The following is a 19,376-nucleotide window of genomic DNA, read 5'->3' as shown; positions in this document are numbered from 1 at the left end:
CCCGAGTGACGGTGATGGCCGGGGCGGTCATGATCCGCTCCACCGGCCATTCGAGCACCGCGGCCCCTTCGCTCTTCAGGCAATAGATGATGTCGCGTTCCGACATGACGCCGGCGACCGATTCGTCGCGCAGCACCGGCAGCGCACCGATCCGCCGGGTAGCGAGCAGCTCGATGGCATCGCGCACCGGCGTCTCGGCCCGTACGGTGAGCACATCGGCTCCCTTGTTCTGGAGGATGGCGGCGATCGTCATGGCGCCCGTCTCTCTTTTGTTGCCGACTCGCCTTGATGATCCCATGTGCGAAGACCAAAGGAAAGGCCATGCCCCATCACGACCCGATTCCCCGCTCCCGCCAGGCGGATTATGAGCGCGCCGCCTCCGCTTGGGCGCGGTACAAGAGGATGATGAAGTGGATGGTGCTCGCCGCCGCGGTCACCGTGGGCCTGTCGCTCCTCTATCTCTGGCAGTCCGGCGGCCCGATGCCGCTTCACCTGATCGTCGCGACGATCGCCGGCGTCGGCCTGACGGTGCTGGTCGGCACGGGCCTCATGGGCCTGGTCTTCCTCAGCAACCGGTCCGGGCATGACGACGAAGCGGCACGCGGAGGGCAGGATGACGATCAGTAACGAGCAACCGATCCTCCGGGTCGTGCCGCGGCCCGGCGACATCAACGCCAACGGGCATATTTTCGGCGGCTGGATCCTCAGCCAGATGGACATCGCCGCCGGCATCGTCGCCGCGCGCGAAGCGGACGGACCGGTCGCCACCGTCGCGATCGAGGCCATGGAGTTCATCGCCCCGATCCTCCTCCACGACGTGATCTCGGTCTTCGCGCGGGTCGAGCGGATCGGCCGAACCTCGATCGCGATCCGCATCGAGGTGGTCGCAAGCCGCGAACGCGGCCAGACCGAGGTCAAGGTGACCGAGGGGCTGTTCACCTTCGTCGCCATCGACGAGCTCCACCGTCCGCGGCCGGTGAAGCGGGAACCGGCCTGATCAGCGGCGCTCGGCGATTCGATAGCGCAAGGCGGCGCTTCCGTTGGCGGGCACCGTCACCGTCCACAAGGGGCGGCCGTGGCGCCGCGACAGGCGCCGGGTGGGACCCAGCAGGGTTCCTTCGCCGACGAGGAGTTCGGCCTCGAAGGGAACGGGCCCGCTCTGGTCGTTCGTCACCGTCAGCCGATATTCCTCGCGGTCCCTGGTCCCGGTCAGTCGCTCGATGGTGGTGAAGACGCCGGTGGCCGGACCGATTGCGATCTCTACATCGTCTCCCACCGCCCGGTCGACCAGGAAACCTTCGCCGAGCAGGATCGGCCGGCCCGCGCCCTCGCCGAACAGAACCAGCCGGCCGGCGGGCAGCGGGAGCCCGAGCCCTTCGGCGCTCCGATTGCGGGTGACAAGCAGGCGCTGCACCGGCTCCGGCGCCCTCGCGTCGCCCGGATCGAGGCGCTGTCGGTAGACGATCCGCACGCGGACATCCTCCCGCTCGAGCAGCGCCACCTGCTTTTGCGAGTTCGCCGCCACCGTGACTGGCTCGGGAATGCGATAGAGCTTCACGTCCCCCAGCTCTTCCTGGTCGGCCTGCATCGCGACCCGCGACCCGGTCACGACGATCGCTTCGGCGGCTGCCATGGGCGGCGGGGGCGCGTGCGGCGGCGGCGGCGGGGGCGCACCCCCCTGTCCGAGGGAGGCTACATCGCTGGTACTGCCTTGCGGCCAGCAGCTGAGCTGGATTGGCCGGGCCAGCGGCGGATCCACCGGCACGTGCTCGCGGTTCAGTTGCCCAGCCACCGCTTGGGTGCTGGCCGCGACGAAGCTGGTGTCGTCGTTGCTGGCGAGGGTTAGCCAGGCGAACAGATCGACCCGCTCGCCATCCGCGGCCAGGTGGGCGACATAATTGGCCTGCCAATCGAAGTTGGTCGCGAGGTAGGAAAGCGTAATTCGTGTGGTGAGCGGCGCGCGATTTCGCACTCGCACCGACAGGGTCGGCCGCGGCGAAAGGCCGCCGGGAATCTCCTGATAGACCAGGGTCTCCGGCAGGCCGGTGCAGCGGAGCGCTTCGAAGCCGTCCGCGGTCTGCAGCACGACGGCGCCGTCCGCGCCGGAGCGGATCAGCGCCTCCTGCTCGCGAACTTCGCCGGTGGCCAGCGAGGTACGCCGCAAGTGCACCCGACGACCGAGCGATCGGTCGAGGAGCGTTCCGGGCGACAGCAGGTAGGCGTCGCGATTGCGTTCCACCACATCCTCCGGAAAGCCCGACATGATCACGCTTTGGGGGATGATCCCGCTCGCAACGCCTTCGAAGCGCAACTCGGACTCGCCAGCCGGAAGCACCACCTGCCGCGTCTCGCTGACCAGCGCATAGCCGTTCAGCCACCGCAGGTTCGGGGCCTGCGCCGGCGCCCGGGCGGGGTCACGATAGACGGTGACGGAGACACCCTCCGGCCCGGGCGAGGAGACGACCGCCTGGGCGAAGGCTGGTGCGGCGAGGCAGGCGAGGAGCGCCGCCCACGGCCGCACGATGGTTCGCGCGCGTGCCACTCAGTGCCTGGTCTGGAAGGTCGCGTTCACCGTCGCCGAGCCGTTCGCCGGCACCTCGACATGCCACACCACCTGGTCCGCCGACAGCCGCTCGCTTGGATGGCTCTCCGTGACGATCCGGGTATCGTGCCAATAATTGTCCAGCCCCGACTGATAGAGGTGGACCGTCACCGGCTCCGGCCGCGCGTTGGTGAGGAGATAGCGCATGCGCGTCTGCCAAAACTCCGTCTCCCGTACGCTGTCGCTCTCGCCGGACGTCCTCGTCCCGTCGGCATGGAAGATGCGGAAGCGCGAGGTCGTGCGCCATTCGGCGGCGGTGATCCTGTCGCGGCCTTCGACCACCGGCTGCGCCTTGACGTCGAAGGCCTGACCGGTGGTGAGCCCGAGTTGGGAGCCCATCGGCGTATGGCCGATCGCGCTCTCGCCGACGAATTGGGGGTTGCCGCGCGCGTCGCGCTGATAAACGCGAACCGTGCCTGCCGGCAGCGCGTCGCCAAGGCCTTGGTCGCGCGAGGTCGAGAAGCGCACAACCGTGTTCACGTTCTGCGGCTCCTCTAGCGTCTGGAGCCACGGAGCGCGAAATTCATAGGCGCGCTGCGCCGGCGTGCCCTGCACGTCCAGAAAGCTCACCTGCTTGGTCTGCCTGTTGGCGATCGTCGTCCGCTCGGGAAGCGGGTAGAGGTAGAAGTCGCCGAGCCGCTCCCGATCGGAGGTTTCGGTCCCTGCCTCGCGGAGCGGCCTTCCCGGCGGCGGCGGTGGCATGGGGCGGCTCAAATAGGGCTGGGCCGCCTGCCCCACCGCGCCCGCGACGAGCAAAGTGTCGGCGTCACGATATTCGGTGCCGCTATTGTTGGTGAGGGTGATCCAGCCCTGGACGTCCATCCGACCTGTATTCTCGTCGAACAAGGCGACATAATCCGCCGCCCAGGCAAGACCCGATGTCAGGTAGGTGAGCGTCACCGGGCGACGCCCGGCGCGCTCGCTCTCCACCGTTACCGAAAGGGTTGGGCGGGCACGCAGATTCTCCGGCACCCGGTCGAAGATCACCCGCACCGGCAATCCATCGTCGCGGAGCACTTCTATCCGATCGCCGATCTGGAGCACGACGCCACCATTGGCGGCAAGCACTCGCGCCCGCTCCCTCGTCTCGGCGCCGGTGGCCGGATTGGTGCGAACCAGCGTGATCGTCTCGCCCACGGCCTTCTGGATAAGAGCCTGGGGCGACAGCAGGTCGAAATCGAAATTCTGCTCGACGATGCCGATGCCTGCGCCGGTCAACGTGACGGTCTCGGGGCGGATCTGGGCGGAAACGTCTGGGAACTCGCGGCGCGAACGCCCCGAGGCGAGGTCGAGCTGGCGCGTGTCCTGAACCAGAGCGAGATCATTGTTGTAGATGGTGACGGCAACTTCGCCCTGCGCATTTTGCGAAGGCGCCGGAATTTCGTTCTGGGCGACGGCAGGCGCGGCCAGCAAGGCCGTAAGCAGGAACCAGGCACGCATGAAAGACGCTCCCCCAGACATTTCCGGGGGGAGCGTCCTACACTGTGGCGCACAGGTCAACGGCGTTGGGCCGCCACCGGCTCGGCTTTCCGAAGTCGCAGCCGGCGAACGTTGCCATCCGCCTTGCAAAGGTCAGGCGGCCGGAGCCACTTCCTCGCCGGAAGCGCGCGGACGGCGGGTCCGGCGGCGCGGCGCACGTTCCTCCGATTCCGGCTCGGCCGCGACGGAAATGGCCGGCGGCAACATATCCGCAGAGATCCGCTCGCCGTCGCCTTCCTCGGCACCGGCTTCCTCTTCGGAACGGCGGCTGCGCGCGCGGCGGGTGCGATACTCGCCATTGCCCTCCCGACTGGCGCCTTCCCGACTGGCGCCCTCCCGGTTGGCAGCCTCGCGATTGGCCTCCCGGCGCGGCTCGCGCCGAGGCTCGGTTTCACGTGCCTCGCGGCGTGGCTCGGATTCCCGGGCCTCGCGACGTGGCTCGGATTCCCGGGCCTCCGCCTCGTCGCCTTGATCGTCAGTGTCGCGGCCGTTGTCGCCGTCCTCCTGATCCTCATCATCATAGCCGGCATCGTAGCCGCTCTCGCCGCGCTGGCGGCGCTGCTCGTCGAACCGGGCGCGACTCTCGTTGAGCACGCGGAAATAATGGTCCGCAAACTGGAGGTAGAATTCGGTCTGGACGCGGTCACCCTGCATCTGCGCGTCGCGGGCGAGGCCCTTATATTTCTCGAGCAGTTGGGCGGCATTGCCCCGCTGCCGGTTATCCTGGCGATTTCCGCCGCCCGCACTCATATTGGGCGTGCGTCCGCCGCCGCCCCGGCCGCGTCTGCGGCCGCCCTGACGATTGCTGATCAAACGATAATCCTCACCAATGTGGGTTCAACTCTCTACCGGCCGGGCCATTCCCGGCCGCTTCACTGCGCGACCCAAGAGCCATGGTTCCGGCGAACGGAGCCAGGCACCTCTCCAAATCGCCTGCCAAGCGACCAAGCAATCGGGGGTCGGCGACGGCAGGCCTCACGCATCGATGCTGTGATCGGCCCCGTCCCTGAGCCCTTATGTAGCTACGGCGTCGCGCAAATCCAAGCGGAAAAGCATTAGCGCCGATTAAGCCCGGGAACCCGGCCGCAGGATAAGGCATCTGGAGACTCCGCTAAGGTCTGCACGTGACGAAACGGTGAATCCTTGCTCCGCGAAAAGCGCGGCCGCCCGGTCGTGCTGACCGGCGCCGACCTCGATGCAGGCGGCCCCGCGCGGCGCCAGCAGGCGGCCGAGCTGCGGCGCGATCCGGCGGTAGGCGCCGAGCCCGTCCGCCCCGGCGTAAAGCGCCTCGGCCGGCTCCCACTCCGATATATCCGGAGCGAGGAGCGCATCCGCCTCGACATAAGGCGGATTGCAAAGGACCAGTTCGAACTTCTCCTCGATCCCCTCGCCCCAGTCGCCGCGGACGAACCGGACGCGGCGACTTAGTCCGAGCCGATCGGCGTTGCGCCGGGCAAAGTCCAGCGCGGCGTCGGAACGGTCGACGCCGACTCCTCGCGCGCCCGGCCATTGGTCGAGGGCCGCCAGCACCAGCGTTCCCGGGCCGGTGCCGAGATCCAGGATGGTCGCCGGGCTCCCTTTGCCGAAAAGGTCGAGCGCCGCCTCGATCAACGTCTCGCTGTCCGGGCGCGGCACGAGCACGCCCGGGCCAACCTCTATGTCGATTGTCCAGAAGGCGCGGCGGCCGACGATATAGGCGACCGGCTCGCGGCTCAGGCGGCGCTCCACCAGGGAGCCGAAGTCCGCCGGCGCCGTCGCATCGAGGCGACCCAACAGCAGTTCATCGCGGCTACAGCCCAAGGCATGGGCCATCAGCAGCTCGGCGTCGAGGCGCGGAGTATCGGTAACCGGGGCAAGGCGCCGCGTCGCTTGCGCCAGTGCGGCACGAACGGCTTTCCCGTCCTGCCCGCCGGAAGGCGCGTCAGGCCTGCTCATCGAGCGTCGCCAGCCGCTCCGCCTCCTCTTCCGAGATAAGCGCGCCGATCAGGTCCTCGAGCTGCCCCTCCAATATTTCGGGGAGGCGGTGGAGGGTGAGGTTGATTCGATGGTCGGTCACCCGACCCTGCGGGAAATTGTAGGTCCGGATCCGCTCCGACCGGTCGCCCGATCCGACCATCGACTTGCGCGCGCCGGCGCGCTCGCTGGCGAGCCGCTCGCGCTCCTGCTCGTAGAGGCGGGTGCGCAGCACCTTCAGCGCCTTGGCCTTGTTCTTGTGCTGGGATTTCTCGTCCTGCTGGATGACGACGAGGCCGGTCGGCAGATGCGTGATCCTGACGGCGCTGTCGGTCGTGTTGACCGACTGTCCGCCCGGGCCCGACGACCGGTAGACGTCGATCCTCAGGTCCTTGTCCTCGATCTGAACGTCGACCTCCTCGGCCTCGGGCAGCACCGCGACCGTCGCCGCCGAGGTGTGGATCCGGCCGCCGCTTTCGGTCACCGGCACGCGCTGGACGCGGTGCACGCCGCTCTCGAACTTCAGCCGCGCGAACACGCCCTGGCCTGTGACGGAGGCGATCACTTCCTTGAAGCCGCCGACCTCGGCCGGGCTCGCCGAGATGATCTCGAACCGCCAGCCCCGCCCCTCGGCGTAGCGCTGGTACATGCGCAAGAGGTCGCCGGCGAACAGGGCCGCCTCGTCGCCACCGGTTCCGGCGCGGATCTCGAGCATCGCGCTGCGCTCGTCGGCCGTGTCGCGCGGCAGCAGCTTCAGCGCCAGCGCCCGCTCCGCCTCCGGAAGCTTCCGGCGTAGCGCCTCGGCTTCCTCGGCGGCCATCGCCTTCAGCTCGGGCTCCGCCTCGGGATCCTCGATCATGGCCCCGAGCCCGTCGAGTTCCGCCCGCAGCCGTCTCAGCTCGCCGGCGGCCTCGGCCACTGGAAGGACCTCGGCATATTCGCGGGAGAGCCGGACGAAGAGGTCGGGCGCCAGATCGCGCGCCGCCATCGCCTCCTGCAACTCCTCCTTTCGCGCCTCGATGGCCGCGATCCGCTCCGCCGGGATGCGGGTCATCGGCCGCGCAGCGTACCGGCAAGGCCGGCGAGCTTCACATGCTCCTGGTCGCCCGTGCCCAGGACCTTCACCGCCGCCTCGCCGCGGTCGAGTTCGTCGTCGCCGAGGATGACGGCGAAGCGCGCGCCGCTCGCGTCGGCCTTCGCCATGCGCTTCTTCATATTGCCCTTGAACGCCATGTCGCAGGCAACGCCGGCTCGGCGCAGCTCGGCCAGCAGCCCGACCGCCGCGCTTTCCGCTCGCTCGCCCAGCGGCACCAGGACGGCGTCCGGGCGCGCCCGTCCGGGCACGTCGATCAGCATCGCCAGCCGCTCGATCCCGGCCGCCCAGCCGACTGCCGGCGTCGCCGGTCCGCCGAGGGATTCGATCAGGCCGTCATAGCGCCCGCCGGCCAGCACCGTGCCCTGCGCGCCGAGCCGGTCGGTGACGAACTCGAAGGCCGTGTGGCGGTAATAATCGAGACCGCGGACCAGCCGCGAATTGCGCGTCCAGGCAACACCGGCCGCATCGAGCCCGGCAGTCACCTGGGCGAAGAAATCGGCTGCGGCGGGACTCAGATATTCGTCGATGCCCGGCGCGGCGTCGGCGATCGGCCGGTCCTTGGGATCCTTGCTGTCGAGGATCCTGAGCGGATTGCGATCGAGCCGGGACAGGCTGTCCTCGGACAGGTCGGCCCGGTGCGACTCGAAATGGCGGACCAGGGCGGCACGCCAGGCGTCGCGGGTCTCGGCGTCGCCCAACGTATTGAGCTCGAGCCGGACGCCCTCGCCGATGCCGAGCTCGCGCAGCAGTTGATCGGCAAGGACCAGCAGCTCCACATCGGCCAGGGCACTGTCGGAGCCGATAATCTCCGCGTCGAGCTGGTGGAACTGCCGGAAGCGGCCCTTTTGCGGCCGTTCGTAGCGGAACACCGGGCCATGCGTGGCGAGCTTCAGCGGCACATGCTGCTGCCAGCCTTCCGACAGATAGGCCCGGCACAGGCCGGCGGTGAACTCGGGCCGGAGCGTCAGGGAATCGCCGCCGCGGTCCGGAAAGGTGTACATCTCCTTGGAGACGATGTCGGTGGTTTCGCCGATCGAGCGGGCGAAGACCTCGGTCGCCTCGAACACCGGCACCTCGACCCGGCCGAAAGCATAGAGCCGGCGCACGCGGTCGAAGGTGGCGACGACCGCCTGAAAGCGGTCCGCCTCCTCGCCCCAGATGTCCTGGGTTCCCCTGATCCGTTGCGGGCCCTTGCTCATCGGCGCGCCCTTAGCAGTTTTGCAAGCCGAGGGAACTCCCGCGCTCCGGGTACGGCCCCGTGTCTGGACGACCGCGCCGAACCGGCCCTAGGGTAGCGTGCGCCGCGGCCGAGAGGAGAGGATGAAGTGAAGATGCGGGCCTGCCTGATCGCCGGGATGATGCTCCAGTCGGCCTTCGGAGCGGCGAGTGCGACCCAGCCGCAGCCGGTCCCAACGGTCACAGACACGGCGAGCGCCGAAGCGCGCACACGCATCGCGCTCGAACGGATCGAGGCGCTCAATCCGAGGCTCAACGCCGTCATCGCGGTCGATCCCACCGCGATCCAGCAGGCGCGCGGCCTCGATCGCTTCCGGAGCATGCGGAGCCCGCTTTTCGGAATGCCGGTGCTGATCAAGGACAATATCGAGACGGCCGGGCCGCTGCCCACCACCGCCGGCAGCCTGGCGCTGGCCGGCAACGTCACCGGACGGGACGCGCCGCTGGTGGCGCGCCTTCGGGCCGCGGGCGCGGTGATCGTCGGCAAGGCGAACCTGTCCGAATGGGCGAACATCCGATCGAGCCAATCCATATCCGGCTGGAGCGCGGTCGGCGGCCAGACTCGAAATCCCTACGCGCTCGACCGCAATCCCTGCGGATCCAGCTCGGGCAGCGGCGCCGCTGTGGCCGCCGGCATGGTACCGGTGGCGATCGGGACGGAAACGGACGGTTCGATCACCTGCCCGGCCTCGATCAACGGGATAGTCGGCTTCAAGCCGACGGTCGGCCTCGTCAGCCGCGCCCGGATCGTGCCGATCAGCCATAGCCAGGACACACCGGGTCCGATGACCCGAACCGTGCGCGACGCCGCTCTCGTGCTCGGCGCCATGGCCGGCAGCGATCCCGCCGATCCGGCGACCGCGGAAGCCGACGACCGACGGGCCGATTATGTCGCCAGCCTGTCGGCAGACGCGCTGCGCGGTGTCCGGCTCGGCGTGATGCGCTTTGCGGACGGCTTCGGCACCGATGCGGTCTTCGAACAGGCGCTGGCGGCCCTCCGGGCCGAGGGCGCGACCCTGATCGACATCGACGAGTTCGAAGGGCGCGAGGAGATCGGCCGCAACGAACTCATCGTGCTGCTGCGCGAGCTCAAGGCCGGCATGAACGCCTATTTGGCCACACTGCCGCCGAACGTGCGGACGCGCACGCTGGCGGACCTGATCGCGTTCAACCGCGCACATGCCGACGTTGAGTTGGCGCTGTTCGGCCAGGATCTGTTCGAGCAGGCGGAGGCCATGCCGGGGCTGGACGAGGCCTATCGCCGCGCCCGTGAGACGAGCTTTCGCCTGGCTGGGCCCGAAGGCATCGACCGGCTGCTGCGCGAGCATGATGTCGTCGCGCTGGTCGGGCCGACCATGCCGGCCGCCTGGCTGATCGATTCCGTCCACGGCGATCAATTTCCCGGCGCCGGCGGCGGCAGCTTGGCGGCGGTGGCCGGCTATCCGCATCTGACCGTTCCGATGGGTCAGGTGCGAGGGTTGCCGGTGGGCCTGAGCTTCATCGGCCCGAAATGGTCCGACGCTCTGATCCTGTCGCTGGGTTATGCCTATGAGCAGGCGTCGCAGCAAAGGCGCGACCCGCACTTCCTCGATTCGGTCGAGGAGAGCGACGACGTCGCACCCCATTTGCGGCCCGCTCGCGTCGAGGTCCGCTGACCCGCGCGGTCAATCCTCCTGGGGGCGAAAACGTCGGCGGCCCGGCTCGATCGCGTAGCGGAAGCGCGGCTTCACCTCCCGGTTCACGAACTCGCCGACGGAGGATGCCGACCGCAGCTGCCGGTATGTCTCCTCCGGAACATCGAAATAGCTGTAACGGTCCCCGCCCGAATACCAGATGTCGAGGACACGTGGGCCGGGATGATAAGTCGCCCGGTCGACGGCCGAGGAATCCGGAAAGGCCGTGCTGAGCGGCAGGTCCTTCACCGTCCCTCCTGCTTCGCCTTTCCGCTCATGCTGGGTCAACGGCCAAGGCGCCCCGAGGCTGCATTGGCGCGATGCTCACGCCGTCGTCAGCTTCAGCCCCGCGATGCAGCCGACGATTCCAAGGATCAGCAGCGCACGCAGGGTCGTTGCCGGCTCGCCGAACCAGAGCATGCCTACGACGACGGTGCCGATGGCGCCGATCCCGGCCCACACGGCATAGGCCGTGCCCATCGGAATGGACCGCGCGGCATATTCGAGCAGGCCCATGCTGAGGGCGACCGACACGAGGAAAGCGAGCGTCCAAGGCAGATTCCGGAAGCCGTCGACGAAGCGCAGCGAGGTCGTGAAGCCGACTTCGAACAAGCCGCCGATGATGAGCCAGAACCAGGCCATGATGCCCTCCTATACTCCGGCCGCCGGGTCGGCGACGGGAGATGCGGTCCGCCGCGCCGCGAGGATGCAGGCGACGACGATCATCGCCGCCCCGGCGAGGGTCAGTGGCCGCACCGGCTCGGCGAAGAAGATCAGGCCGAACATCGACGCCCAGATGAAGGCGGTATATTCGACCGGCGCGAGATATTGCGCCTCTGCGCGGGCATAGGCCCAGGAAAGCAGCAGCAGAGACCCGAAGGCCAGAGCGGCCGAGGAGAGAATCGCCGGAACATGCCCGGCGGCGGGCACATCGCCGAGCAGCGGCGCGACCAGCAGAAAGCAGGCGCTCATGATCGCGCTCATGAAGAAGGCGATCTCGAAAGGTTTGGCGACGAGCGCCTGCTGACGCATCAGGATGATGTTCCACGCATAGAGCGCCGCCGAGGCGAGGATGGCGAGCGCGCCCCGAAAGGCTTCGGGGCCGAGGTCGGCCTGCGCCTGGCCGGCGAGGATCACGAGCACTCCGGCGAAGCCGAGCAGGGACGCCAGGATGGCTCGGCGCTCGATCTTCTCCTTCAGGATCAACGCGGCGAGATAGAGGGCGATCAGCGGCGCGACGAAGGCGAGGGCGACGCCCTGCGCAAGCGGCACGCGGGCGAGACCCCAGAAGAAGAGGATCGCCATTACCGAGGACATGATGCCGCGAATGAGGTGGATGCGCATCGCCGCGCGTCCCGGCCAGGGCCTGCGCAGGCCGAAGAAGATCAGGCCGCCGATCACCGCCCCCGTCAAGGTGCGCCACAGCAGCGCGTTATAGGCGCCGATCGCCAGCGCCAGATGCTTCATCACCGCATCCATGCCCGAGAAGAGGGCGATGCCGAGCGTCGCGACGGCGAAGGGCAGCGCGATGCTGGGGACGGACCGGTTCATCGCCGCCGCATAGAGGGATTCGCCGACTGAGGGAATCGCGCCGCCGCTGGCCGCGTCAGGTTCGGCGCGCAGTGCGGAAGAATAGATGGCCGCCGATCTGCCGCGCCGGCTCCATGCCCCGGGACCAGCTCGGCGCGACGTCGGCCGTGTGGTAGAAGAGCGCGCCCTCGGTTGGATCTGCCGAGCGCTCGGCCAGTATCTCGGCGGCGATTCGCCGGGCGGCCACCCACATCTCGAAATCGCGGCTTTCGCGGGGCAGCCGGTCGATGCCCTGGATCGCCGCGCGATTGGGATCGCCCGGATTCCAGCAGCTGAACTGCCACGCCTCGCTCACCGTCTCGGTGACGAACGCGCCGTGATGGCCGGCGCGGCGGCGATTGTCGATGACGTGGCCGACCGCGCGCATCGCTTCCTCGCCGCTTCCGCGCGCCTCGCCCCACATGGTAAGCGCCATCCAATGGGCATCGACGACGTCGAGTTCGGCCGCCGGAGGCTCGGCGACGAAGTCGGGAGCGGCCGCTGACGGACGGAGCACCGGCCGGCCGCCAAAGCCCTGCGCCAGCTCGTCCCACTCGAGGACCGGCCCCGCGGGATCGGGCGAGGCGCCGGCGCGCTCGTCCTGCCCCCCCTGCGCCTGGGCGGCGAAGATGACGAGTCCGGCGGCCACGCCGAGTACGAGCGTCGCTTTCATGATGGCATCCTAACCGGCGAATGTGACGGTTTGCCACAGGCAATTCGTCAATGATGCGCGCCCCTTGGATGCGGAACCGACCTATGGTGATATGGCCCGGGGGGAAGGGGGAGCGATTCCGAGCCATGTCGATCAAGCCGAGCGCCAGGCCTCTCGTTCACGTCGTGGACGACGACTCGTCCCTTGCCGACGCCTTGGCGAGCCTGTTCCGCTCGGTCGACCTGGAGGCTCGCACCTACGGCTCGGCGCAAGGCTTCCTCGATGCGCCACGGCCCGACCGGCCCGGCTGCCTGGTGCTGGACGTCCGGCTCCCCGGGCTCAGCGGCCTCGATTTCCAGGCCAGGCTCGCCGAGCATGGGGTTCATCTGCCCGTCGTGCTGATGACCGGCCATGGCGACATACCGATGACGGTACGCGGCATGAAGGCCGGCGCGGTGGATTTCCTCGCTAAGCCGTTCCGTGACCAGGACATGCTCGACGCGGTCGCCGCCGCGATCGAGCGGGACGTCGAGCGCCGGGAGGCCGAAGGCCGTCACGCCGACCTTCACGCCCGCTTCGCGACGCTGTCGCCGCGGGAACGGCAGGTGATGCTGATGGTGGCGGCCGGCCGGCTCAACAAGCAGGTGGCCGGCGACCTGGCTTTGAGCGAGATCACGGTGAAGATCCATCGCGGCGCCGCGATGCGGAAGATGGGTGCCCGCACCCTGCCCGATCTGGTCAGGATGGCCGAGGCGCTCGGCGCCGGCCCCAGCTGAGGCCGCATACCCACGTATAGTGTCGCATGCCGCGAAACTCTGGAATGCTTCCCCCGAGAGGATTGCCGTGACGCCCGACCGCTTCGTTTCGATAGTCGAGGACGATGAGTCGCTTCGCGACGCTCTGCTGGGGCTGCTGCGGTCGATGGGCTATGCGGCGCGAGGCTTTGCCTGCGCGGAGGACTTCCTCGCCGTGCAGGACGGGCGCTGCGGCTGCGTCATTACCGACATCCGCATGCCGGGCCTCAGCGGAATCGAGATGACCGCGCAGCTGCGCCGCTCGGGCTTCGACGTTCCGGTCATCATGATTACCGCCCGCGACGATCCGGCGCTCGAGCAGCAGGCCCGCGCGGGCGGGGCCCTGTGCATCCTGCGCAAGCCGTTCGATTCGGAAGCGCTTCTGGATTGCGTCGAGCGCGCGCTCGCCGCATGATCGCCCGGCAGCTTCATGCCGGGAGGACGAGATGGATGGGCCGAGCTGGTCGCAGGGCGCCGGCATCCTCGACCTGGTCCACGACAGTATCATCGTCCGCGATCTCGACGACCGAATCCTCCAGTGGAACGCGGCGGCCGAGGCGCTGTACGGCTGGCCGCGCCGGGAGGCGGTCGGCCGCAACCTCCACGATCTGCTGCACTGCCGGGATCCCGAGCGCCTGAAGGTCATGGAGGCGGGCCTCCACGCCCATGGAGCGTGGGAGGGCGAGATCACCCGCACCACCCGCGACGGCAACCCCGTTCGGATCGACGTGAGATGGTCGCTGCAGCGCGGCCACGACCATAGCGGGCCCTGCGTCGTCGAGACGGGACGCGACCTCACCGCCCGCCGGGCCGCGGAGGAAGCCGCCCAGCTCACCGAATATCGCTACCGCAACCTTTTCCAGGCCATGTCGGTCGCCTTCTTCGAGGTCGACTTTGCCGGCGTCGGGCCCCTGCTGCTCCCGCTTCGCGACGCCGGGGCCGATCTTCGGTCTCACCTGGCCGGCAACCCCGACCTGGTGCGCGAGGCCATGCGGCGTTCGCGCGTGCTCGACGTCAACGCCAAGGCCCTGTCGCTGTTCGGCGCCGCCTCGCCGGAGGAGATGATCGGCGGCGACGTCGACCGCTACTGGCCCGACTCCAGCCTGCCGGTCTTCGCCGAAGCCTTGGTGGAGACGTTCGAGAAGCGGCCGCACATGATGACCGAGACGCGCCTGCGCGATCTCGCCGGGAGCGAGCTCGATGTCCTTTTCACGGTTTCCTGGTCGCCCGAGAGCCGCCGGAGCGGCGTGCTGCTCATCGGCGTGATCGACATCTCGGATCGGCTTCGCGCCGAACGGATGCTTCGCCAGGTGCAGTCCGATTTCGCCCATGCGGCGCGGGTCGCGACCTTGGGAGAACTGACCGCGTCGATCGCGCACGAGGTCAATCAGCCGCTCGCCGCCATCGCCACCAACGGCGAGGCGAGCCTGCGCTGGCTGGCGAGGCCGGAGCCGGAGCTCGAGGAGGTACGCCGGCTGGCAGGACGGATGGTGGCCGATGCGCGGCGTGCCGCGGACATCATCGCCAGGATAAGGGGAATGGCTTCGCGCGCCTCACCGGAACCGGTCGCGGTGGCGGTCGACGATCTGGTGACGGAGACCCTCGCCTTTCTCGACCGCGAGCTCCGGATCCGCGAGGTGGAGGCCGAAGTCCACGTCGATCCCCACTTGCCCCTGGTGTCCGGTGACCGCACCCAGATCCAGCAGGTGCTGGTGAACCTGATCGTCAACGCCCTGCAGGCGCTCGATCAGGTTCCGGCGCGGGACCGGCGGCTCGCCTTGCGCCTCCATGCCGCGGACCAAGCCGTCCGGGTCGAGGTCGAGGACAATGGACCCGGCATCCCAGAAGGAGAAACGACGCGCCTGTTCGACAGCTTCTTCACGACCAAGCCGGCCGGCTTGGGCATCGGCCTCTCGCTCTGCCGTTCGATCGTCGAGGCGCATGGTGGCCGCATCGCACATGAGACGGCCGGCCGCGGCGCGCGCTTCGTCTTCACGCTGCCGGCCGCCGTCGGTGCGGAACCGTTCGAGACGCATCCGGCGAGGCCCGAAATGTCCACTCATACGAAGGTATAGGCCCCCCGTCCCATCGTAGAATGGGCACCCCGTGAGCGCGAGGGCATGCTCGAATCTCCCCCGGAAGAGGAGATTTTCAATGCCGACGATCACCACGCGCGACGGTACCGAGATTTTCTACAAGGACTGGGGCGCGGGTCAGCCGATCCTGTTCTCGCACGGCTGGCCGCTCAGCTCGGACGCCTGGGACAATCAGCTGCTCTATTTCGGGCAGCGTGGCTTCCGGGTCGTCGCGCACGATCGCCGCAGCCACGGCCGGTCGGCTCAGACCTGGGACGGCAACAATATGGACCAATATGCCGACGATCTCGCCGAGCTTATCGAGGCGCTAGATCTGAAGGACGTGGTGCTGGTCGGCCATTCGACCGGCGGCGGCGAGGTCACCCATTATGTGGGCCGCCACGGCACGTCCCGCATTGCCGGCCTGGTGCTGCTCGAGGCCGTGCCGCCGCTGATGCTCAAGACCGCCGCCAATCCGAACGGCACTCCGATCGAAGCCTTCGACGATATCCGCAAGGGCGTGTTCGGGGATCGCTCGCAATTTTACCGGGATCTCACCCTCCCCTTCTACGGTTTCAACCGGGAAGGCGCGCAGGTATCGGAAGGCCTGCGAGAGTCGTTCTGGCTCATGGGGATGATGGGCGGGATCAAGGGTCAGTATGACTGCATCCGCGAATTTTCCGAGGTGGACTATTCGGACGATCTCAGGCGGGTCGACGTGCCCACCTTGATCATCCACAGCACGGACGATCAGATCGTGCCGATCGACCCGGCCGCGCGCGCCGGGATCAAGCTCGTCCCCGGCGCCCTGCTGAAGGAATATGAGGGCGGCAATCACGGTATTGCCCAGACCGACCCGGATCGGGTCAATGCGGACATCCTCGACTTCATCCAGTCCGAGGCCACGACGACGAAGCCGTTCATCCTGGCCGAGCCCACCCGGGCTTAGCCTGACACGCCTCGCGGGCCGTCCCGCCTCCCCACCCACGGGGCGGCTCGCACCCTGGAAGGAAAGCAGAATGATGCAGCGCCCTGTCCGCTCGGATCGAACCGCGGCCGCCCTTGCGGCACCGGCCGCTTCGGAACCGCTGCAGGCGGCGCACTGACGCCATGACCGTGCCCGAACAGAGGCTTGCGGACACGCGCGGCGACCAGATGTTCCCGACGCTCGAGCCGCGCGCGGTCGAGCGGCTGCTCCGTTTCGGGGAGCGGCGCCGATTCTCCGACGGTGCCATGATCGTGAGGACCGGCGAGACGGGGCACGGCCTTGCCGTCCTCCTGGCCGGAGCCGTAGAGATCAGCCAAAGCGCCGCCGGCGCGCGGTCCACGATCGTCACTCACCGGGCGGGGGATTTCATGGGCGAGCTTGCCCAGCTTTCCGGACGTCCGTCGTTGGTCGACGCCCGGGCGATCGGCGAGGTCGAGCTGCTGGTCATCGCGCCTGGGCAATTGCGTGCCCTCCTCGCGTCCGAAGCGGTCATCGGCGAGCGTATCATGCGCGCGCTGATTCTGCGCCGAATGGGCCTGCTCGAGACGGGCGGCGGCGGGCCGATCATCGTCGGCCATGCCGGCGATGCCGGCGTGCTCCGGCTGGTCAACTTTCTCTCCCGCAACGGTCATCCGCACTCACGGCTCGATCCGGAAAGCGATTCCTGCGGACGCGCCCTCGTCGAACGCTTCCAGGTTGCGCCCGAGATGCTGCCGATCGTCGTCTGTCCGAACGGACAGTTGCTGCGCAACCCGACCGAGGCGGCGCTCGGCCGGTGCATCGGTCTGGCCCGCCCGATCGATGCGGACCGCATCTTCGACGTCGCGATCGTCGGCTGCGGACCGGCCGGCCTGGCCACCGCCGTCTATGCCGGCTCGGAAGGCCTGTCGGCGATCGTCGTGGATTGCCGCGCCTTCGGCGGCCAGGCGGGCGCGTCGGCACGAATCGAGAATTATCTCGGCTTCCCGACCGGAATATCGGGAATGGCGCTGATGGGCCGCGCCTTCAGCCAGGCGCAGAAGTTCGGAGTCGAGATAGCCATCCCCGACGAGGCGCTTCAGCTTGAAGGCGATACCGGCGATTTTCTGCTGCGCCTGGCGGAAGAGGAGACGATACGCGCCCGCGCCGTGGTCGTCGCCACCGGCGCCCGCTATCGCCGCCCCGACGTGCGCGACCTCGAAGCGTTCGAAGGCACGACGGTCCATTACTGGGCATCGCCCAGCGAGGCGAAATTGTGCGAAGCCGAGGAGGTTGTGCTGGTCGGCGGTGGTAACTCGGCCGGCCAGGCGGTCGCCTATCTCGCCGACCATGCCGCACGAATCCTGCTGCTCGCGCGCCGCCCGATTGAGGAGACGATGTCGGCCTATCTGGTCGAACGGCTTTCCGGCCTATCCAATGTGGAGATCGTGACCGGGGCCGAAGTGTCGGCGCTCGAGGGGAGCGCCGGCGAGCTGGAGGCCATCCGCTGGCGCGACCGGGGGTCGGGCGCCGAGGAGCGCCGGTCGGTCAGCCAGCTCTTCCTGTTCATCGGCGCGGAGCCCAATACGGACTGGCTGAGTGGCTGCGGTCTGGAGCTCGACGAGCGCGGGTTCGTGCGCACCGGCGGCTCCTGCACGAAGGCCCGGTTGCCCCTCGAGACCAGCCGCCGCGGCGTGTTCGCCGTCGGCGACGTCCGGGCTGGCTCGATCAAGCGCGTCGCGTCGGCGGTCGGCGACGGCGCGCAGGTGGTCGCTGCCTTGCACACCTATCTCGCGCAGGCCCGTGCGCCGGACCTGATGCCGCGCCTGACGGCGACCGCCTGAAGCCGCGGCCGACCCGCGGCAGCCCTTTACCCACCAGAAGGAGAAACGACATGGCGGCAAGAGACGAGATACGCGCGGATATGGAAGTTATCGGCGCCGACGGCGTCCACCTCGGCACGGTGGACCGGATCGAAGGTGACCGGCTCAAGCTCGTGAAGGCCGACGCCGGCCAGGGCGGCCATCAGGACCATCATCATTATCTGTCGCTCGGGCTGGTCGCGGCTGTGGAGGGCGACAAGGTGCGCCTGTCGGCCAATGCCGGCAATGCCGCACTGTTCGAGGAGGAGCAGGACGGCTCGGCGGCCTGAGCCGCCGGAACCAGGCTCAGGCAGCCGCCTGGGCCTGGCCGGCCTCGATCTCCGCGGCCTTGGCCTCGACCAGCCGGACGATATGGTCGACCATGTCGTCGTCGCGGACATGATGGTCGGTCACGCCGGACAAATAGACCATATGCTTGCCGTTGCCGCCGCCGGTGATCCCGATATCGGTTTCGCGCGCCTCGCCGGGCCCGTTGACGACGCAGCCCAGCACCGAAAGCGACATCGGCGTGCGGATATGCGACAGCCTTTCCTCCAGCACCTCCACGGTGCGAATGACGTCGAAGCCCTGTCGCGCGCAGCTCGGGCAGGAAACGACTCGCACGCCGCGATTGCGGATGCCCAGGCTCTTCAATATTTCGAAGCCGACGCGCACCTCCTCCTCCGGCTCCGCGGACAGCGAGACCCGGATCGTGTCGCCGATGCCGAACCAGAGCAGCGAGCCGATGCCGATCGCGCTCTTGACGGTGCCGCCGCGAAGGCCGCCCGCCTCGGTGATGCCGAGATGGAGCGGGCAGTCGACGGCTTCGGCGAGCTGCTGGTAGGCAGCGACAGCGAGGAACACGTCCGACGCCTTCACCGCCACCTTGTAGTTGCGGAAATCATGCTCCTCGAGCAGGCGGATGTGATCGAGCGCGCTCTCCACCAGCGCCTCCGGGCAGGGCTCGCCATATTTTTCGAGCAGGTCGCGCTCCAGGCTGCCGGCATTGACGCCGATCCGGATCGCGCAGCCATTCGCCTTTGCCGCGCTGACCACCTCGCGCACCCGCTCGTCCGACCCGATATTGCCGGGATTGATCCGCAGGCAGGCGGCGCCGGCATCGGCGGCCTCGAGCGCCCTCTTGTAGTGGAAATGGATGTCGGCGACGATCGGCACGCGCGCCGCGCGCACGATCTGCCTGAGCGCCGCGGTCGATTCCACGTCCGGGCAGGAGACTCGGACGATATCCGCCCCGGCTTCCTCGCAGCGGCGGATCTGATCGATCGTCGCCTTGGCGTCCGCGGTGATCGTGTTGGTCATGGTCTGCACGCTCACCGGCGCGTCGCCGCCGACCGGCAGGCTGCCGACCATGATCTGCCGCGAGCGGCGGCGCTCTATGTCTCTCCAGGGGCGAACCGACATGGCCGCGATATAGGCGC

Annotated in this window: 21 protein-coding genes (1 of these 21 cut by a window edge); 9 read left to right on the top strand and 12 right to left on the bottom strand. The window is 68.5% G+C overall.

Features of this window, described 5'->3' with window-relative positions:
- Positions 1–253 carry the 5' portion of a CBS domain-containing protein gene (locus tag EKM57_RS09215; protein WP_129792215.1) on the bottom strand. It extends 176 nt beyond the left edge of the window, so 253 of the gene's 429 nt are visible here — the first part of the coding sequence; it begins with the start codon at positions 251–253; its stop codon lies off the left edge, out of view.
- Positions 254–321: 68 nt separating this feature from the next.
- Here EKM57_RS09215 and EKM57_RS09210 point away from each other — a divergent pair, with 68 nt between their 5' ends.
- Positions 322–627 carry a hypothetical protein gene (locus EKM57_RS09210; protein ID WP_129792214.1) on the top strand — a complete coding sequence of 102 codons (306 nt, stop codon included), beginning with the start codon at positions 322–324 and terminating at the stop codon, positions 625–627.
- Positions 614–997 carry an acyl-CoA thioesterase gene (locus tag EKM57_RS09205; protein ID WP_129792213.1) on the top strand — a complete coding sequence of 128 codons (384 nt, stop codon included), beginning with the start codon at positions 614–616 and terminating at the stop codon, positions 995–997. Before EKM57_RS09210 ends, EKM57_RS09205 begins: the two co-directional genes overlap by 14 nt.
- Here EKM57_RS09205 and EKM57_RS09200 read toward each other — a convergent pair whose 3' ends face one another.
- From EKM57_RS09200 to hisS, 6 genes are all read right to left on the bottom strand, one after another.
- Positions 998–2,542, bottom strand: a complete 1,545-nt coding sequence (locus EKM57_RS09200; protein ID WP_129792212.1) for a DUF4139 domain-containing protein — start codon at positions 2,540–2,542, stop codon at positions 998–1,000.
- On the bottom strand, positions 2,543–4,042 hold the full coding sequence (locus tag EKM57_RS09195) for a DUF4139 domain-containing protein (protein WP_129792211.1): 1,500 nt from the start codon (positions 4,040–4,042) through the stop codon (positions 2,543–2,545).
- 132 nt (positions 4,043–4,174) lie between these two features.
- Entirely contained in the window at positions 4,175–4,894 is a 720-nt protein-coding gene (locus EKM57_RS09190; protein ID WP_129792210.1) for a DUF4167 domain-containing protein, read from the bottom strand.
- A 252-nt stretch (positions 4,895–5,146) separates the two neighbouring features.
- Complete coding sequence (gene prmC, locus EKM57_RS09185; protein WP_129792209.1) at positions 5,147–6,016, bottom strand: peptide chain release factor N(5)-glutamine methyltransferase; 870 nt, start codon at positions 6,014–6,016, stop codon at positions 5,147–5,149.
- Positions 6,003–7,088: a peptide chain release factor 1 gene (gene prfA / locus EKM57_RS09180; RefSeq protein WP_129792208.1), complete on the bottom strand. Its 1,086-nt coding sequence runs from the start codon at positions 7,086–7,088 to the stop codon at positions 6,003–6,005. The genes prmC and prfA overlap by 14 nt, the downstream gene beginning before the upstream one ends.
- Entirely contained in the window at positions 7,085–8,329 is a 1,245-nt protein-coding gene (gene hisS, locus EKM57_RS09175; protein ID WP_129792207.1) for a histidine--tRNA ligase, read from the bottom strand. The genes prfA and hisS overlap by 4 nt, the downstream gene beginning before the upstream one ends.
- A 132-nt stretch (positions 8,330–8,461) precedes the next feature.
- Here hisS and EKM57_RS09170 point away from each other — a divergent pair, with 132 nt between their 5' ends.
- Entirely contained in the window at positions 8,462–10,021 is a 1,560-nt protein-coding gene (locus EKM57_RS09170) for an amidase (protein ID WP_165357329.1), read from the top strand.
- Positions 10,022–10,030: 9 nt separating this feature from the next.
- On the opposite strand, the gene EKM57_RS09165 is transcribed toward EKM57_RS09170, so the two are convergent.
- The 4 genes from EKM57_RS09165 to EKM57_RS09150 all read right to left on the bottom strand — a co-directional run bounded on the left by EKM57_RS09165 (position 10,031) and on the right by EKM57_RS09150 (position 12,281).
- Positions 10,031–10,288 (bottom strand): KTSC domain-containing protein, encoded by a 258-nt coding sequence (locus tag EKM57_RS09165; protein WP_165357304.1) that lies wholly within the window; start codon positions 10,286–10,288, stop codon positions 10,031–10,033.
- A gap of 75 nt (positions 10,289–10,363) precedes the next feature.
- Entirely contained in the window at positions 10,364–10,681 is a 318-nt protein-coding gene (locus EKM57_RS09160; protein WP_129792205.1) for a multidrug efflux SMR transporter, read from the bottom strand.
- A 9-nt stretch (positions 10,682–10,690) separates the two neighbouring features.
- Positions 10,691–11,590, bottom strand: coding sequence for a DMT family transporter (locus tag EKM57_RS09155; RefSeq protein WP_129792204.1), 900 nt, complete (start codon positions 11,588–11,590; stop codon positions 10,691–10,693).
- A gap of 55 nt (positions 11,591–11,645) precedes the next feature.
- A complete protein-coding gene (locus tag EKM57_RS09150) occupies positions 11,646–12,281 on the bottom strand; it encodes a cell wall hydrolase (RefSeq protein WP_129792203.1) in 636 nt (211 codons plus the stop codon).
- Positions 12,282–12,406: 125 nt separating this feature from the next.
- On the opposite strand from EKM57_RS09150, the gene EKM57_RS09145 reads away from it, so the two are divergent.
- The 6 genes from EKM57_RS09145 to EKM57_RS09120 all read left to right on the top strand — a co-directional run bounded on the left by EKM57_RS09145 (position 12,407) and on the right by EKM57_RS09120 (position 18,227).
- Positions 12,407–13,036: a response regulator transcription factor gene (locus EKM57_RS09145; RefSeq protein WP_129792202.1), complete on the top strand. Its 630-nt coding sequence runs from the start codon at positions 12,407–12,409 to the stop codon at positions 13,034–13,036.
- Positions 13,037–13,103: 67 nt separating this feature from the next.
- Entirely contained in the window at positions 13,104–13,469 is a 366-nt protein-coding gene (locus EKM57_RS09140) for a response regulator (RefSeq protein ID WP_129792201.1), read from the top strand.
- 31 nt (positions 13,470–13,500) lie between these two features.
- Complete coding sequence (locus tag EKM57_RS09135) at positions 13,501–15,129, top strand: ATP-binding protein (protein ID WP_129792200.1); 1,629 nt, start codon at positions 13,501–13,503, stop codon at positions 15,127–15,129.
- A 79-nt stretch (positions 15,130–15,208) separates the two neighbouring features.
- Positions 15,209–16,078, top strand: a complete 870-nt coding sequence (locus EKM57_RS09130; protein ID WP_129792199.1) for an alpha/beta fold hydrolase — start codon at positions 15,209–15,211, stop codon at positions 16,076–16,078.
- A 161-nt stretch (positions 16,079–16,239) separates the two neighbouring features.
- Entirely contained in the window at positions 16,240–17,919 is a 1,680-nt protein-coding gene (locus EKM57_RS09125) for an FAD-dependent oxidoreductase (RefSeq protein WP_129792198.1), read from the top strand.
- 50 nt (positions 17,920–17,969) lie between these two features.
- Positions 17,970–18,227 (top strand): DUF2171 domain-containing protein, encoded by a 258-nt coding sequence (locus EKM57_RS09120; protein WP_129792197.1) that lies wholly within the window; start codon positions 17,970–17,972, stop codon positions 18,225–18,227.
- Between the two features lie 16 nt (positions 18,228–18,243).
- On the opposite strand, the gene ispG is transcribed toward EKM57_RS09120, so the two are convergent.
- Positions 18,244–19,359 (bottom strand): flavodoxin-dependent (E)-4-hydroxy-3-methylbut-2-enyl-diphosphate synthase, encoded by a 1,116-nt coding sequence (ispG, locus tag EKM57_RS09115; protein WP_129792196.1) that lies wholly within the window; start codon positions 19,357–19,359, stop codon positions 18,244–18,246.
- Positions 19,360–19,376: the final 17 nt, after the last annotated feature.

Origin of the sequence: Sphingosinicella sp. CPCC 101087, from assembly GCF_004151485.1 — a bacterium.
Lineage (GTDB): Bacteria > Pseudomonadota > Alphaproteobacteria > Sphingomonadales > Sphingomonadaceae > Allosphingosinicella.
The sequence above is the reverse complement of the archived record's forward strand: the minus strand, read 5'-3'. Positions and strand labels throughout refer to the sequence as shown.

Excerpts from the sequence above, each read along its gene's own strand:
- EKM57_RS09210 (WP_129792214.1), top strand. The coding sequence starts at position 322 with ATGCCCCATCACGACCCGATTCCCCGCTCCCGCCAGGCGGATTATGAG.
- EKM57_RS09205 (WP_129792213.1), top strand. The coding sequence starts at position 614 with ATGACGATCAGTAACGAGCAACCGATCCTCCGGGTCGTGCCGCGGCCC.
- EKM57_RS09195 (WP_129792211.1), bottom strand. The coding sequence starts at position 4,042 with ATGCGTGCCTGGTTCCTGCTTACGGCCTTGCTGGCCGCGCCTGCCGTC.
- prmC (WP_129792209.1), bottom strand. The coding sequence starts at position 6,016 with ATGAGCAGGCCTGACGCGCCTTCCGGCGGGCAGGACGGGAAAGCCGTT.
- prfA (WP_129792208.1), bottom strand. The coding sequence starts at position 7,088 with ATGACCCGCATCCCGGCGGAGCGGATCGCGGCCATCGAGGCGCGAAAG.
- hisS (WP_129792207.1), bottom strand. The coding sequence starts at position 8,329 with ATGAGCAAGGGCCCGCAACGGATCAGGGGAACCCAGGACATCTGGGGC.
- EKM57_RS09170 (WP_165357329.1), top strand. The coding sequence starts at position 8,462 with ATGCGGGCCTGCCTGATCGCCGGGATGATGCTCCAGTCGGCCTTCGGA.
- EKM57_RS09160 (WP_129792205.1), bottom strand. The coding sequence starts at position 10,681 with ATGGCCTGGTTCTGGCTCATCATCGGCGGCTTGTTCGAAGTCGGCTTC.
- EKM57_RS09155 (WP_129792204.1), bottom strand. The coding sequence starts at position 11,590 with ATGAACCGGTCCGTCCCCAGCATCGCGCTGCCCTTCGCCGTCGCGACG.
- EKM57_RS09150 (WP_129792203.1), bottom strand. The coding sequence starts at position 12,281 with ATGAAAGCGACGCTCGTACTCGGCGTGGCCGCCGGACTCGTCATCTTC.
- EKM57_RS09145 (WP_129792202.1), top strand. The coding sequence starts at position 12,407 with ATGTCGATCAAGCCGAGCGCCAGGCCTCTCGTTCACGTCGTGGACGAC.
- EKM57_RS09135 (WP_129792200.1), top strand. The coding sequence starts at position 13,501 with ATGGATGGGCCGAGCTGGTCGCAGGGCGCCGGCATCCTCGACCTGGTC.
- EKM57_RS09130 (WP_129792199.1), top strand. The coding sequence starts at position 15,209 with ATGCCGACGATCACCACGCGCGACGGTACCGAGATTTTCTACAAGGAC.
- EKM57_RS09125 (WP_129792198.1), top strand. The coding sequence starts at position 16,240 with ATGACCGTGCCCGAACAGAGGCTTGCGGACACGCGCGGCGACCAGATG.
- EKM57_RS09120 (WP_129792197.1), top strand. The coding sequence starts at position 17,970 with ATGGCGGCAAGAGACGAGATACGCGCGGATATGGAAGTTATCGGCGCC.
- ispG (WP_129792196.1), bottom strand. The coding sequence starts at position 19,359 with ATGTCGGTTCGCCCCTGGAGAGACATAGAGCGCCGCCGCTCGCGGCAG.